The following is a 14,764-nucleotide window of genomic DNA, read 5'->3' as shown; positions in this document are numbered from 1 at the left end:
TTCATCGAGCCAGGCGGGATCGCTGTACTTCAGTGCGTTGAATTGCTTTTTGAGGGCCATGGCATTGGGCTTTTGCCCGGCGGCATACTGCCGGTTCCATTCGGCGAGCGCCCAGTTCCACACGCGCCGGGCCGTGCCGCAGGCGCGTTTGAAGTAATCCGCCTGCTCGGGCGTGGGACGAAGGGCAATCTTGTGGGTAAGGCGCATGGTCATTCACTCATCGCCAAGAAGTTTTGCCGCCTTGCCTGTGCTCATGGTGTTTTCCATGAACCCCATTATGGACTAATTTGCATTTTTTGTAATACGAGAGTTGGCTCCCTCGGGCGCGGTGGGGAGCAGGCCGCGGCCGCGGGCGTATTCGGCGAGCTCGGCGGCGAGCGCGAAGCGGCCTTCCTGCAGCAGGTTGGCCACGATCTGGCCGGGGAGTTCGGGCTGGCTCTGCGCGTGCTCGATCGCCTGCCGGAAGTAGCCGAGGGCGCGCGCTTCGTCACCGGCAAAGTTCAGGGCGAAATCGCCCACTTGGGCATAGAGGAAAGCCGGTTGGGGGCCGCGCGAGAAGAGGATGTCGAAGGCCGCGAGCAGCTGGTGTTCGTCCACGGGGTGCCCCTTGCGCCGGGCCGAGAGGAGATTGGTGAGGGAGTTCATGGTCTCGGGTGTGAGGGGGATGGTGCGCAGGCGGCGCTGGAGCCGGTCCCAGGATGCCTGCGGCGAGGGTTCGTCCCGCAGGGCGGCAAGGAGGATGAGGTTGGCGTCGGGCAGGATGCCGGCGCGCGGCAGGGCGGCGGCATGCTCCAGCTGCCGGCGGGCCATGTCGAGGAAAGGGGAGTCGGGGTTCCCGTCGGCCATGCCGTAATAAATGATGCCCAGGTCGAGCGCGGCGCGCGGCGAATCGGGGTTGCGTTCGGCCAGCTCCATGGCGAGCATGAGGGGGTTGCTCCACATGGCGGCACGGATGGCGCCGAACACGGCGAATCCTGCCACCAGAGCGCCGACGCCGAGGTATTTGATGGCCGGCCCGTCTCTCGTCGGCACGAGGCGCACGAGGTCGGCCAGGGCGAGCAGCACGCCGAAGAGGGCGAAATAGTTGCGGTGCTCGAACATGAGCTCCAGCGGCACCACGTTGCTGGTGATGAGGTGCGCGGCGAAAAACCAGAAGACGCCGAGCGCAAAGAGCGGGCGGCGCCGGCGCAGGGCCCAGGCCGCTGCGGCCAGCGTGGCGAGAAAGAGCCCGCCCAGCGCCGTGGTGGGCGGATCGAAGAGGCCGCGGGAGGGTTCGAGCGTGTCGTAATAGAAGGTGAGGAAGCGCGGCAGGGGCAGCAGCATCTGCCCGAGGTAGGCGGGCAGCACGCGCAGCTGGGTGAGCAGGCGCTCGGCGGTGTTGAAATCCCGGTAAGGATAGGGTTCGGCAGCCCAGTAGTGCGGCGCCACCACGAAGGCGAAGAGCGCGAGCGCGGCCAGCGTTCCGGCGCAATAGGCCAGGCGCCAGGCACGGGCCACGCCCGGGCGGGCGGCGCGAAAACCCAGCACGGTGAGTTCCAGCGCCAGCGCGTAGGCCGGAAAGAGCGCGGCGCTTTCCTTGGCGAGCAGCCCCAGGGCGAGCAGCGGCAAAACGGCAAGGAGCCACGGCCAGGCACGCCGCCCCTCTTGCTGCCGCTGACGGGCCGCAACGTAGGCGATGAGCGCGAGCAGCACGAAGAAGAGGGAGAGCGTCTCCATGCGCTGCACCACGTAGAGGGCGGTGGAGACCTGCAGCGGATGCACCGCCCATAGCAGCGCCAGCGCCAGGGCGGCCGGCGGACGGTGTCTTTCCCCTACGCCGGCGAGCGCGAGCAGACGCAGGGCGAGGAAGAACACGAGGGCGGCGTTGGCGGCGTGCACCAGCAAGCCGGTACGTTTGTAGACGAAGGGGTCGAGGCCGCCGGCAAGGTAATCGAGGGCGAAGCTCGCCATGGCGAGCGGCCGGGCGCCGCCGCCGGGCTGGAAGCTCGTCGCCGCCCTCATGAACCCTTCCCAGGAGAAGGTTTCGAGGTGCAGCGCGCTATTCTCGACGAGGGCATCGTAGTCGTCGAAAAGAAAGCTGCCGGAGGTGCCCGGCCAGAAGACGAGGGTGGCGGCCGCGGCCACCAGCAGGGCAAGGACGAGGGGACGCAGGGCGGAAGGAAGGGTCATGGTCCTGGGGCCGGATTCAGTTGGTGCACTCGGGCGGAAGATAGCGCGCCTCCAGCCCCGGGACGGAACAGCTCCAGCGGCCGGAGGCGGTGCGCGTGAGGGTGATGGTCTTGCCCGAGACCTTCGGGCTGCCGCGCAGTTCGCAGGTGATGCTCTGGCCGCGCGCATCGCCGGTGCTGCCGCCCAGCGTGACGTGGGCGCAGCGTGCCGTGGCAGCGGGGAGCCCCACGTCGGCGGGCTGGGGGAAAAGCGGGTTCCGGACTGGATCAGCTCCTCGTAGGAAACCACGCCACCGCCGATATCAGCCAGGCCGGTGGCCACTTGCGCCCGGGCGAGGTAATCCTGGAACATGGGCAGGGCGAGCGCGGCGAGCACACCGAGGATGGCCACCACGACCAGCAGCTCGACGAGGGTGAAGCCGGAGGGCGATGGTTTCACGGAACGATCCCGGTCGGAAGCGGGGACACAGGCGAAAAATCGCCCCGCGAACGGGGCGAGAAGTGGCTCCTTCAGGCGGCGGCGCGGTGGCCGCCGCCGACGGCGAATGAGCGCTCAGTTACAGCCGACGGGTTTGTATTTGGCGTCAACGTCCGCGGTGCATGTCCACTGACCGGAAGAGTTGCGCGTGAGGGTGACCGTCTTGCCTGCGACTTTGGGGTTGCCCTTGAGGGTGCATTCGATTTTCTGGTCGCCATCCGCCGTAGGATCACCTTCAACACTAATCGTGCAACGCGGCGTCTCAGTTGACAATCCAATGTCGCCTTCGTCGATCGTGGTGGCCGATGTACCCGACTGGATCAGCTCCTCATACGCCGTGACGCCGCCGCGGATGTCGGCCAGGCCTGCCGTGACCTGCGCCTTGGCGACGTAGTCCTGGTACATGGGCAGCGCGATGGCCGCCAGAACGCCGATGATCGCCACGACGATCATCAGCTCGATGAGGGTGAAGCCCTGTTGCATGCGTTTCATGGTGATGCTCCTCGTTGGTTGGAAAGGATGCGCACGACGGGTGCGTCGGCAAGACTAGGGTAGCGCGATGCAAGGGGGGGAGTAAAGGGGGCGCGGGTGAATTTTTGTTTTTCTTTTTCATTCAATGGGTTGAATCGCGGAAGCGGGAGGGCGTGACGCCTGCCCGCGGGTGGGCGGGTTCATGCTACATCAAAATTTGATGTCGACGGGCGGCGGCGGGCCGTCGCTCGCGCAGCCAGGCGATGGCGGCGGGCAGCAGCGAGGGCTTGGGCGAGGAGGTCCATGAGGCGGGGAGGTTTCTGGGTAAGGGGGCCCTGGCCGTGGGCGGAAGGGGGACGGCGGCTTTGCGCACGCTGGGCGATTTCCGGCGGTGGGATGATACCACGCATCGAATCGGGAATCGAACCCGCGTCCGTCGTTATGACATGCGGCCCGGGGTGGCCAAACGGGAAAAAAGGCCAACCGAGAACGGTTGACCCTTTGTATATTGGTTATTGGTGGTGCAGACGCGACCGGAATCCAACCCACTCTCTCAACGATTGAGCAATCCCGGGCAATCCTGCGGGTTGTTGTGGACGCAATGGCCTCGGCAATGAACGCCGGTCAGTCAGTGCAGGGCGGACTCTCACCTTGTGCGGCGCCGATTGACCGGTAGCGTCGCAGCCTACCATCGAGTGGTTAGCCCCAGCTATGACCGATGGCCCGCCAGCGCGTGTTGGTCAACGAGTTGGCCCGACATCCGCTGGCGTGCAGTTCACGAATTGAATCGAGTAGTCAACCGCCGGAATGACCCTGACGGAGAAGACTATCGAGTCGAGCGACCTCGTTGCCGTTGGCTGTAATCTTCTGGCCATCGGCCGTTTCGAGCGATTGCCCCTCTTTCAGGTAGACAGCCCGTCCGAACTTGTCTTCCAGCGCCATCTTGCCGTCCTCGAATACATACAGGGTTCCACCGTCCTTGAGGAGGAACATTTTCTTGGCGCTGGCCGCTGCCGCGTCATCAGCGAACGATGGGGTTACGATGGCGCTCAGCACGGTGGCGGCGACAACCGCGGCAATCCTGGCTTTCATCTCTACACTCCTTTCAATCAAACGTGAAGGCATTTCTGTCAATGCCTTGTGCGACTGCACAGTATGTATTCTGCGAAGCCACCGCTGACGGGAAGATGAGACGGCCGTTACGTATATGTCAGATTCCATTCGGGATGGGATCGGGATTAATTGTCGTGTGCCAATCTCAATGCATTCCTGCTCACCGAGGCGGGGCGCGGACTCATCGCCACATCGGTGCAAGTGCTTATGGCGATGCCGACTGGGCGCCAAGTGCGGTATCGGTGTGAGGCGGCTCAGGTGCCGTGGTCGAGAGCATTCCAGGCCTCGATAGGGATCAGGTGTCCAACGTCGGGTGGCAACCGATACGACAGACCCAGCGATCTGGGAGTGCAACCAGCACCCACCACGGCACGCGCGACGATCCTCGTGTTCAGACAAGACGGACGCCGCGCAAACGCAGCGCATTGCCGATCACCGATGCGGAGCTGAGACTCATCGCCAGGGCGGCGATCAACGGTGAAAGCAGCCAACCGGTGAGCGGATACAGCACGCCGGCCGCAATGGGAATGCCCAGTGCGTTGTAGAGAAAGGCGAACATCAGGTTCTGCTTCATGTTGCGGACCGTGGCCACTGACAAGGCGCGCGCCACCGCAATACCGCGCAGGTCACCCTTGACGAGCGTGATCTGTGCGCTGTTCATCGCCACGTCGGTGCCGGTGCCCATGGCGATACCGACGTCGGCCTTTGCCAAGGCCGGGGCATCATTGATGCCGTCACCAGCCATCGCAACGATACGCCCCTCGCGCTGCAGCCGCTCCACCAGTTGCAGTTTGTCGGCGGGCTTGAGCTCGCCATACACCTCATCGATGCCCAAGCGCGCCGCCACGGCCTTGGCCGTGGTCAGACCGTCGCCCGTGGCCATGACGATGCGCAAGCCCTCCGCGCGCAGCGACGCCAGCGCTTGCGGTGTGGTCTTCTTCACCGGGTCGGCGACGGCCAGGACTGCGGCGAGCACGCCATCGACGGCCAGATACATCACGCTGGCACCCTCACCGCGCAGCGCCTCCGCCCGCTCGGCCAATGGCCGCACGTCCACACCGAGCTGTTCCATCAGCGCGGTGTTGCCCAGTGCCACGGCATGTCCATCGACGCGCCCGCGCACGCCGATGCCTGAGTGCGAGTCGAACTCCTCGGCGCGTGAGAGCACCAGGCCCTGCTCGCGCGCGGCCGTGACGATGGCTTCCGCCAGCGGGTGCTCGCTGCCCTGGTCGAGGCTGGCAGCCAGTCGCAAGGCTTCGCCGGCGGTGAAGCCTTCGGCTGCGATCGTCGTCTGATAGCGCGGCCGGCCCTCGGTCAATGTGCCGGTCTTGTCGACGATCAGGGTATCGACCTGGCTCATTTTCTCGATCGCGGCGGCATCGCGAAACAGCACCCCCTGCGTAGCCCCTCGCCCGGTCGCCACCATGATCGACATGGGCGTGGCCAAGCCCAGCGCGCAGGGGCAGGCGATGATCAGCACAGACACGGCGTTGATGAGGCCAAAAACCCAACGCGGTTCCGGCCCGAACAGGCCCCAGGCAAAAAAGGTCAGCACGGCGATGGACACCACCGCGACCACGAAATAGCCCGCCACGACATCGGCCATGCGCTGCATCGGCGCCTTGGACCGCTGCGCCTGCGCCACCATCTGCACAATCTGGGACAGCATGGTCGCCGAGCCGACACGTTCGGCGACCATGACGAGCGCGCCACTGGTATTGAGCGTCCCACCGATGACCTTGTCGCCCACCCGCTTGGTCACGGGCAGGGACTCCCCCGTCAGCATCGATTCGTCCACAGCGCTGCTGCCCTCGATTACCGTACCATCTACCGGAACCTTTTCGCCGGGTCGAATGCGCAGCCGATCGCCGACATGGATGTGCGTCAGGGGCACGTCCTCTTCCGTGCCATCGTCGCGAAGGCGCCGGGCGGTCTTGGGGGCCAGTTCGAGCAAGGACTTGATGGCGGCCGAGGTCTGCGAACGCGCCTTGAGTTCCAGTACCTGCCCCAGCAGGGTCAGGGAAATGATCACCGCCGCCGCCTCGAAGTACACCGCGACCCGTCCCATGGACACGAACGAGTCCGGGAACAGTTGTGGGGCCACGGTCGCCGCCACGCTGTAGACGAACGCCGCCCCGGTGCCCAGCGCGATCAGGGTCCACATGTTCGGGCTGCGATGGACCACGGACTGCCAGCCGCGCACGAAGAACGGCCGACCCGCCCACAGGACGATGGGCAGGGACAGAACGAGTTCGATCCAGGTCTGTGTGCGCGCCTCGAACCAATGCAACTGGTGGCCGAACATGGCAAGCACAGTGACCATGACGGTCAGCGGCAGGGTGCACCAGAAGCGGCGCTGGAAATCGCGCAGCTCGGGACTCTCTTCTCCTTCGAGATCCGGCAGCACCGGCTCCAGCGCCATGCCGCACTTCGGACAATAGCCGGGGTGATCCTGCCGGATCTCGGGGTGCATGGGGCAGGTGTAGATCGTGCCTGCCGCCAGGGCCGGCGCTTCGACAGACGAAGGCTCATGGCCGCTGTAGGCATAGCGCGCCGGCTCGGCGACGAACTTCGCCCGGCACTTGGCGCTGCAGAAGTAAAAGAGTCGGCCTGCGTGCTCGACGTGGTGCTCGGACTGCGCGGTCACGTCCATGCCGCAGACAGGGTCCTTCAGACCTTCGGCCCACTGCAGTGCGCTCGGGTGGTCGTGGGCGTGTTGGCGGTGTTCGTGGTCTGATCGCAGGTCCATGACTTCACGCCTCCCTGTTGGCGGGTTTGTCGGGCGGCGCACCATGCCCGCCATCGCCACCGTGGCCATGCAGCAGGTGCATCAGCGGGCACGCCAGCAGCAACAGGTACACCCAATTGCCTGCGACATGGATCCAGTGCTCGCGCAGCAGATAGAAGCCGCCGATGAGGGCAACCATCAGCAACGCGGTCCTCATGCGCCGATTCAGGCCGGACTGGCCGCGCGTGTCGTGGAGGTGTTCTTGGTCAGTCGTGTTCATCGCGGTGTTCCCTTCATCGAGGATCGGCGCGGTCGGCGCCGGCCTCCTGTTCCAGGTTGCAAGACCGCTGCTGCGCCTCATGGATCCAATCGGCACACGGTCAGTGCATGGTTTCTTCACGGATAAGAACCGAAAACTTGCGCTGCTCCGTCTTTCCCAACCAGCAAGACTTTGTAGGCATCACGGCGTCCTCCGTAGGCGACACCATCCATGCCGGGTGAACCAATGGGCATGCCCGGCACCGCCAAGCCCAGCGCGTTCGGCTTCTCCGCGAGCAGCCGTTTGACGTCGGCAGCAGGAACATGGCCCTCGATCACATAACCCTGAACGACGGCGGTGTGACACGAACCATAACGCATGGGCATACCGAGACGACTCCGAACCTCACTATTGCCCACTTCGAACGTTTGAACCTGGAACCCGTTGGCCTGCATATGGGCAATCCACTCTTTGCAGCAACCGCAATACGGGCTTTTCCACACCTTGACGAGCGGCGACTCCTCAGCAAACTCTTTCCCGGAAGCGAAAGAAGAAGTAGCAAGAAAGGAAAGCGCCAAACCCATAAAGACACGCCGTATCATCATCGGTCTCCTTGACGACTGGTCAAAATTCGATATTGATTCTCATTGAGATCCGGCAACCGTTTGAGGAAAGCCACCATGTTCCAAATCCGTTCGTCATCGTGCGTTTTTCCCCACGCTGGCATACCAGATGCCTTGATTCCGTGTTTGATGATCCAAAAATCCCGTCGCGCTGCTGCTTCCTCGCTCAGACCCTGCAAGGTTGCTCGGGGTTCCGTCAATTTGGGAGGGGTTGGATAGAGTCCCAACGTGAAGTCGCTTTCCGCGATACCAGGCGCAAGGTGACAACCGACACACATCGCATCGTAATCGGCTCCCCCCGCCAGCAACCGCTGGGGTGCATCGAGATCCTTGGGTACCTCGATCGTACGTGAAGCCTGTGCGATCGAGCGTTCCCGCACCCACTCCAGCAGGTGGTAGAGCCACTGAGCATGGGGCTCATCGGCCGCCACCGATACCCTGCCAGAGTAGAGCACCCATCCTGCCACCACAGCCACCACGACGAGTGCGAAACCGAACCCACGCAAGCAGCGCTGCATCACTCCCCCCCTCATTGGTGACCATGCGGTTGCGTTATCTCGCCATCCATCATCCCATTTTGCGGCATCGCTCCTTGCATCCCATGCGGCATCATCATCTTCCTATGCTCCTCTTTCATCATCTCCGCACAACGTGCGATCATCGCCTGCACCACTGGGTCGTCACGGTCACTCCCGGAGTGCATTTGCTGCATCATCGAACAATCCGGTTCTGCTCGATTCGCACCAGAGTGATGCTGACTGGGATCGTGCGCCGAAGCAAGCCCAGCGCTGAGGAACAAAACCGCAACGGTAACGAACGTTTTCATTTCATCGACTCCTTTTCCAATATTGACTTAAAACCAAAACCGTAAACCGGCGACAACACGCGTCTGCCTGGCCTCCAAACCTTCCCGTCGAGCAAGGCTGGCCGTTTTGCCATATTTTGCCTTCCATTCGATCCCAAGATAGGGAGCAAATTGACGGTTGATCTCATAATCATGCCCGGCCATGCCATGGCCGCCCTGATGGTCCCCACCGGCCAGCGCCAACACAGGCAAGGCGCTCAGCATCAAAACGCTCAGGGTTTTCTTCATCATCGGTTTCTCCTTAGGGTTGGTGAATAAGATCGGAGTTGCGCGTGGCGGCTTCTAGAACCACAGCCGCACACCCGCCACATAACGCGTTTCCCGGGTACGCTGTCCTTCGGCGCGCGCAAAATCGGCGGTCTGTCCGAACTTGCCAGCCCATTCGACGCCGACGTAGGGCGCGAACTGGCGCGAGAACTCGTAACGCAGGCGCAGGCCTGCCGCCGCATCGGCCAGCCCACTTCCCAGGCCACGCGCTTCATCGCGCTGGCCATACAGATTGACTTCCATGCGGGGCTGCAGAATCAGGCGCTGGGTGAGCAGGAGTTCGTACTCGCCCGACAGGCGCAGTGCCGTGCGTCCCGAGCTGCCGACGTAGGCGGTGGCATCGACATCGAACCAGTACGGCGCGAGTCCCCGGATGCCGAAAGCGAGCCAGGTCCGGTCAGGCCCCGTGCCGCTGTCCTGCCGCACCCCGAGTTGGGTGTCCCAGTACGAGGCGATCGCATGGCCCCACAGGACCTCCGTGCGTGCCTCCTCCAGTTTGCCTTTGGCGACGTCACCCTCGGCCTTGAGGACCAGGCGGTCGTAGGTGCCGCCGAACCAGGCTTGCGCGTCATAGGCGGTCGCGTTCCCGTCCTTCGTGTAAACGCGCTCCAGGCGATCGAGGAGCACGCTGCCGAACGCATGTTCATCGGACAGCCGAAGTTGCCGTGGCCCGGGGAGTACGTAAGGGCCCGACTCCAAAGTCAAGCCATTGGAATACGCGTGCGGATCACGGGCATCGGCGGGTGCGGGGCCGCCCTGCATGTTCATGCTGCCGTGGTCCATGGTGGCGCTCGCGGGCGATTCGGCTCGCGTTGGGGCTGGAGCCGTGCCCGGGTGCCCGGCATGGCCGCCGCCTTCCATCGTTGTTTGCGCCCAGACGGGTGCCGCACCGAGCAACACCAGCGCCGCAGTGAAGAGAGAACAGGGTTTCATGGCGAATCTTCTTTTGATCAGTTTCATGACACGACCACCACGCGGAACATGCCCATGTCCATGTGCAACATCAGGTGGCAGTGCCAGGCCCAGCGACCCAGGGCGTCGGCGGTCACGAGGAAGCTGACGCGCTGCGCGGGTTGAACCGGGACGGTGTGGCGACGCACCAGGAACTGCCCGTCGGGCGTTTCCACCTCGCTCCACATCCCGTGCAAATGCATCGGGTGCGTCATCATCGTGTCGTTGTGCAGGATGACGCGCACCCGCTCGCCGTACTTCAGGTGCACCGGCGTGCTCTTGCCGAACTCGAGGCCGTCGAGCGACCAGGTATAGCGCTCCATGTTGCCGGTGAGGTGCAGCTCGATCTCGCGCTCGGCCCCGCGTGGGTCGAGAGGACCACCGATCGTCCTGAGATCCGCCAGCGTCAGCACGCGCCGGCCGTTGTTGCGCAGGCCAATGCCCGGATCGTCAAGATTGGTGCGCGGCATGTCCACCCGCATATCCGTGCTTGGGCCGTATTCCGTGCGTGCGTGACGGACCGTGGCGCTGGGCTTGGCCATCGCGCCGCCGGTCATGCCATGCATCGCGTGCTGACCATGGCCCATCGCCATCGCGCCATGGTTCATGCCGGACATGTCGTGCTTCATGCCAGACATGTCGTGGCCCATCGCCGCGTGGTCCATCGCGCCCATGGCCGAGCCGCCATGCCCCATCGCGCCGTGATCCATCGCGCCCATCATGTCGGCCATGGTGAGCCATTCGACGGGATCGAGCGCAGGCACGGCGGCGCTCAAGCCCTCGCGCACCGCGAGCGTGCCGCGGGCAAAGCCCGTTCGATCCATCGATTGCGCGAAGATCGTGTAGGCGTCCTCCTGGGGCGTGACGATCACGTCGTAGGTCTCGCCCGGCCCGAAGCGGAACTCATCGACGGTGACGGGCTCGACGTTCTGCCCGTCGCTTTGCACCACTGTCATCTTGAGCCCGGGGATGCGCACGTCATAGAAGGTGTTGGCCGCGCCATTGATGAAGCGCAGACGCACGCGCTCACCCGGCCGAAACAGGCCGGTCCAATTGCCGGCAGGGGTGACGCCGTTCATCAGGTAGGTCAAGGTCGCCGCCGAGAGATCGGCCAGATCGGTCGGGTTCATCCGCATCTGGTTCCACATCGCGCGCTTGTCGAGTGCGCGGGAAAGCCCCATGTCGGCGACGTCGCGGAAGAAGTCAATGGCCGTCGGCTGGTGGTAGTTGTAGTAGTCGCTCTGCACCTTGAGCTTGGCGAGCACCCGCATGGGGTCTTCGTCGGTCCAGTCGGACAGGTGCACGACGTAGTCCCGGTCGGCACGGATCGGGTCGGCATCGCGCGGCTCGACGATCAACGCCCCGTACATGCCGGTCTGCTCCTGCATGCCGGAGTGCGAGTGATACCAGTAGGTGCCGGTTTGTTCGAGGCGGAACTGATAAGTGAAGGTTTCGCCCGGGGGGATGCCCGGAAAACTGATACCGGGTACCCCGTCCATCTGGTAGGGCAGGATGATCCCGTGCCAGTGGATCGACGTGGCTTCGCGCAGGCGGTTGGTGACGCGGATGGTGACTGTGTCGCCCTCCCGCAGTTTGAGCGTCGGCGCCGGGATGGAGCCATTGATGGTGGTCGCCATCCGTGGCTTACCGGTGAAATTGACCGGCGATTCGCCGACCACCAGGTCGATGTTCGTGCCGCTGAGCACGGGCGCTGCACCCGTGCGCGTGTCGGACAGCCCCTGCGCCGCAGCACGCAGCCAGGGTGACAGGCCGATCATGACGCCGCCAGCGACCAAGCCGCGCACGAAACGCCGCCGAGCGGGCACCAACGGCAACGGTGAATGAAACGGTCTCAAGGGTGGCATGGGCTCCTCGCAATGAATTGCTGATTTCGTGGATGACATGCTAGAGGGCCACCCCTGTTAGGAAGCTGTCTGTCAGATTACATTTTTGTTATCATCGTGTCAGGTGCGCCCAAAATCGTCACACTAGCGGCTATTCGATATGGCGGAGCACCCTCATGAAAATACTGATCGTCGAAGATGAACCCAAAACGGGCGAGTACCTGCGTCAAGGCTTGAGCGAAGCGGGTTTCGTGGTCGATCTGGCGCAAGACGGCGCCGACGGTCTGCACCTGGCCTTGCAGGGCGAATACGACCTGGTGATTTTGGATGTGATGTTGCCCGGCCTCGACGGCTGGCAGGTACTCCAGTCCTTGCGCCGTCGCGGCCTGCAGATGCCAGTGCTGTTCCTGACTGCACGCGATCAGGTGGAAGACCGCGTCAAAGGCCTTGAGCTCGGAGCGGACGACTATCTGGTCAAGCCTTTCTCCTTTGCCGAATTGCTGGCCCGCGTGCGCACGATCCTGCGCCGGGGGCGCAGTGGCAACGAGAGCACCGTGCTGCGCGTGGCCGACCTCGAACTGGACCTGCTGCGCCGACGCGTTTCACGCGGCGGGCGACGAATCAGACTGACGGCCAAAGAGTTCGGCTTGCTGGAACTGCTGATGCGCCGTCATGGCGAGGTCCTGCCCCGCTCGCTGATCGCCTCGCAGGTCTGGGACATGAATTTCGACAGCGACACCAATGTGATCGAGGTGGCCATCCGGCGCTTGCGCGCGAAGATCGATGATGGGCATGAGGTCAAGCTGATCCACACCGTACGTGGCATGGGTTACGTATTGGAAGCACCGCAGGAGCGCTGAATGTTGCGCTCCCTGTCACTGACGACCCGGCTCACCCTCTTCTTTACGTTGGCGGCGTCGGCCGTCGTGTTTGGATTGGCCTTGTTGGTCATCGCTGCATCCGAGCGGCATTTCATCGAACTGGATCACATGGCGCTGCAGGACAAGCAGCACCTGATCGAGAATATTTTGGCGCGATCCAATTCGGCCGAGGACGCCAAGTGGCTGCTGCGTGAGGCATTGAGCCACCATCACGGGCTGTACGTCAGCGTCCATGATTCGAAAGGTGAAACGCTCTTCCAGTCCGAAGGATTTCGCCTCCCGCGCGAACTGTCACCGGCGGATGAAGGCAACGGCAACGACGCGCTGAAGCATTGGGCCGACGAAGGGCGAGCGTTTCGCGGGATGCTTGTCCGGGTTATTCCAGCCTATGACGCAACGACGCGGCTGGACATCCTTGTTGCCATGGACACGGCACATCACACACGGTTCATGCTGGAGTTGCGGCGCACCCTGATGACCTATGCCGTCGTGACGATCGTCATCTGTGGCGTGCTCGGCTGGCTTGCCGCGTACAAGGGGCTGGCGCCATTGCGTGCCATGAAATCCAGAGCCACCACGCTCACGAGCCAGCGGCTGCACCAGCGCATGCCGGTCGATGCGGTACCCATCGAAATGGCCGATCTGGCTCACGAACTCAACAAGATGCTGGACCGGCTGGAAGACGCGTTCACGCGACTGTCGGAGTTCTCGTCGAATCTGGCGCATGAGCTGCGCACCCCCCTGAGCAACCTGCTGACCCAGACCCAGGTCGCGTTGGCTACCCGGCGGGATGCCGATACCTACCGGGAGATCCTGGCTTCCAATGCCGAGGAACTGCAGCGTCTGGGCCGCATGGTGTCCGATATGCTGTTCCTGGCCAAGGCCGAACGCGGGATGATGCTGCCGAACCGGGAACGTTTCTCGGCAGCCGAGGAAACGCACGCCCTGATCGAGTTCTATGAGGCGGTCGCCGAGGAGAAGGGCGTCAGACTGGCTCAGCGTGGTGAGGGCGAGATCGTCGGTGATCGCTTGATGTTCCGCCGTGCCCTGAGCAATCTGCTTTCGAACGCGCTGCGCCACACCCCGCCACATGGCGAGGTCACGATCGAGATCAGCCAGTCTTCCCAAGCCACCCGGGTGAGCGTCGAGAACACCGGCGAGGACATCGACCCGAGGGTACTGCCGCGCCTGTTCGATCGGTTTTACCGTGCTGACCCATCGCGGTCACATCCGGAAACCGACGGCGCAGGGCTGGGATTGGCGATTACCCGCGCCATTATGCAAACCCATGGAGGATCGATCAGCGTGACGTCCGCGCAGGGCAGGACCCGGTTCTGCCTGGAGTTCCCAGGCGGAACCTGATGAGGTGAAGCAGTTGGGGCGAGCCAGCCCAAGTGCCTTTGGTCTGTGCGCTTTCGCAGAGGCAATGGCCCCGATCGCTGTTGAACCGACCGGGCTGACGGCTCCCGATCACGGATCAGCGTGAACGCTACGAAGAGTTTGAGAGAACTCGAGGGCGTGATCATGCGCCGGGGCCCGGTGCCATGGAGCGGCTTTGCCGTCATGTACCGAGGTGGCCTTGCTCTTGGCGATCCACGTCCTGACCGAGATCATGACTCGGACATGCGCTTTGCAACCACCTGCGCGCGAAAACCTCGGCCGGCTCCGGACGGGCGAAGTAATACCCCTGTGCTTCGTCGCAACCCAATGCCAGCAAGTGTTCCGCCTGCGCTGCCTCTTCCACACCTTCGGCCAGGGTCTTGAGGCCGAGGCTCTTCGCCATGGCAACGATGGCGGACACAATGGCGAGATCGTTGCGATCGGTCAGCATGTCCCGCACGAACGAGATGTCGATCTTCAGTTTATGAACGGGAAATCGCTTGAGGTAAGCCAGTGAGGAATACCCGGTGCCGAAATCATCGATGGACAGCGCAAACCCGGCCGAGGTCAGGGCGCGCGTGACCCTCCATCACCGAGATCGCGGCAGCCGAGAGCATTGACCGGGGGCATGCAAGTCGGATCGCGCAACTGACCCGGCTTGCACCTGACATCGTCGAGGCGTGCGTGGTGGAAAAGGCAGTCGGGCTTGTGCTGGAGCGCCTGATCCGGCGAGCCT

The 14,764-nt window shown here is 63.6% G+C and carries 16 protein-coding genes; 2 read left to right on the top strand and 14 right to left on the bottom strand.

The features are described from left to right. The 13 genes from OA56_RS03390 to OA56_RS03330 form a co-directional block, all read right to left on the bottom strand. Window positions 1-207 (bottom strand): helix-turn-helix domain-containing protein (locus OA56_RS03390; protein WP_461583437.1); only part of this gene is annotated, 207 nt, incomplete at its 3' end. A 75-nt stretch (window positions 208-282) separates the two neighbouring features. Then, the gene (locus OA56_RS03385; protein WP_461583439.1) at window positions 283-2,169 is read right to left on the bottom strand and encodes a hypothetical protein; all 1,887 of its coding nucleotides are present in this window, start codon (window positions 2,167-2,169) and stop codon (window positions 283-285) included. 16 nt (window positions 2,170-2,185) lie between these two features. Then, window positions 2,186-2,398, bottom strand: coding sequence for a pilin (locus OA56_RS03380; RefSeq protein WP_461583435.1), 213 nt, complete (start codon window positions 2,396-2,398; stop codon window positions 2,186-2,188). A 323-nt stretch (window positions 2,399-2,721) separates the two neighbouring features. Next, on the bottom strand, window positions 2,722-3,138 hold the full coding sequence (locus tag OA56_RS03375; protein ID WP_461583431.1) for a pilin: 417 nt from the start codon (window positions 3,136-3,138) through the stop codon (window positions 2,722-2,724). Between the two features lie 774 nt (window positions 3,139-3,912). Then, entirely contained in the window at window positions 3,913-4,209 is a 297-nt protein-coding gene (locus tag OA56_RS03370; protein ID WP_461583429.1) for a CopK family periplasmic copper-binding protein, read from the bottom strand. Window positions 4,210-4,621: 412 nt separating this feature from the next. Next, window positions 4,622-6,979 (bottom strand): heavy metal translocating P-type ATPase, encoded by a 2,358-nt coding sequence (locus OA56_RS03365; RefSeq protein WP_461583427.1) that lies wholly within the window; start codon window positions 6,977-6,979, stop codon window positions 4,622-4,624. 4 nt (window positions 6,980-6,983) lie between these two features. Then, window positions 6,984-7,175: a DUF2933 domain-containing protein gene (locus tag OA56_RS03360; RefSeq protein WP_037989512.1), complete on the bottom strand. Its 192-nt coding sequence runs from the start codon at window positions 7,173-7,175 to the stop codon at window positions 6,984-6,986. A 179-nt stretch (window positions 7,176-7,354) separates the two neighbouring features. Next, the gene (locus OA56_RS03355) at window positions 7,355-7,822 is read right to left on the bottom strand and encodes a DUF411 domain-containing protein (protein WP_141056398.1); all 468 of its coding nucleotides are present in this window, start codon (window positions 7,820-7,822) and stop codon (window positions 7,355-7,357) included. Further along, entirely contained in the window at window positions 7,819-8,358 is a 540-nt protein-coding gene (locus OA56_RS03350) for a c-type cytochrome (RefSeq protein ID WP_055424221.1), read from the bottom strand. The genes OA56_RS03355 and OA56_RS03350 overlap by 4 nt, the downstream gene beginning before the upstream one ends. An 11-nt stretch (window positions 8,359-8,369) precedes the next feature. Further along, a complete protein-coding gene (locus OA56_RS03345) occupies window positions 8,370-8,666 on the bottom strand; it encodes a hypothetical protein (RefSeq protein ID WP_055424222.1) in 297 nt (98 codons plus the stop codon). A gap of 27 nt (window positions 8,667-8,693) precedes the next feature. After that, window positions 8,694-8,936: a copper resistance protein B gene (locus tag OA56_RS03340; protein WP_206202251.1), complete on the bottom strand. Its 243-nt coding sequence runs from the start codon at window positions 8,934-8,936 to the stop codon at window positions 8,694-8,696. 51 nt (window positions 8,937-8,987) lie between these two features. Beyond that, window positions 8,988-9,905, bottom strand: a complete 918-nt coding sequence (locus OA56_RS03335) for a copper resistance protein B (protein WP_461583433.1) — start codon at window positions 9,903-9,905, stop codon at window positions 8,988-8,990. A 23-nt stretch (window positions 9,906-9,928) separates the two neighbouring features. Beyond that, the gene (locus OA56_RS03330; protein WP_461583423.1) at window positions 9,929-11,788 is read right to left on the bottom strand and encodes a copper resistance system multicopper oxidase; all 1,860 of its coding nucleotides are present in this window, start codon (window positions 11,786-11,788) and stop codon (window positions 9,929-9,931) included. Between the two features lie 155 nt (window positions 11,789-11,943). Between OA56_RS03330 and OA56_RS03325 the strand changes: the two genes are divergently transcribed. Together OA56_RS03325 and OA56_RS03320 are read left to right on the top strand one after the other, a co-directional pair. Beyond that, on the top strand, window positions 11,944-12,627 hold the full coding sequence (locus OA56_RS03325; protein WP_461583421.1) for a heavy metal response regulator transcription factor: 684 nt from the start codon (window positions 11,944-11,946) through the stop codon (window positions 12,625-12,627). Further along, on the top strand, window positions 12,628-14,010 hold the full coding sequence (locus OA56_RS03320) for a heavy metal sensor histidine kinase (RefSeq protein WP_461583419.1): 1,383 nt from the start codon (window positions 12,628-12,630) through the stop codon (window positions 14,008-14,010). A gap of 199 nt (window positions 14,011-14,209) precedes the next feature. On the opposite strand, the gene OA56_RS03315 is transcribed toward OA56_RS03320, so the two are convergent. Then, the gene (locus tag OA56_RS03315) at window positions 14,210-14,599 is read right to left on the bottom strand and encodes an EAL domain-containing protein (protein ID WP_082438493.1); all 390 of its coding nucleotides are present in this window, start codon (window positions 14,597-14,599) and stop codon (window positions 14,210-14,212) included. Between the last annotated feature and the right edge of the window lie 165 nt (window positions 14,600-14,764).

This window comes from Tepidiphilus sp. HLB4, from assembly GCF_054823945.1.
Note: the sequence above shows the minus strand (reverse complement) of the source record. Positions and strands in the feature narration are given on the sequence as shown.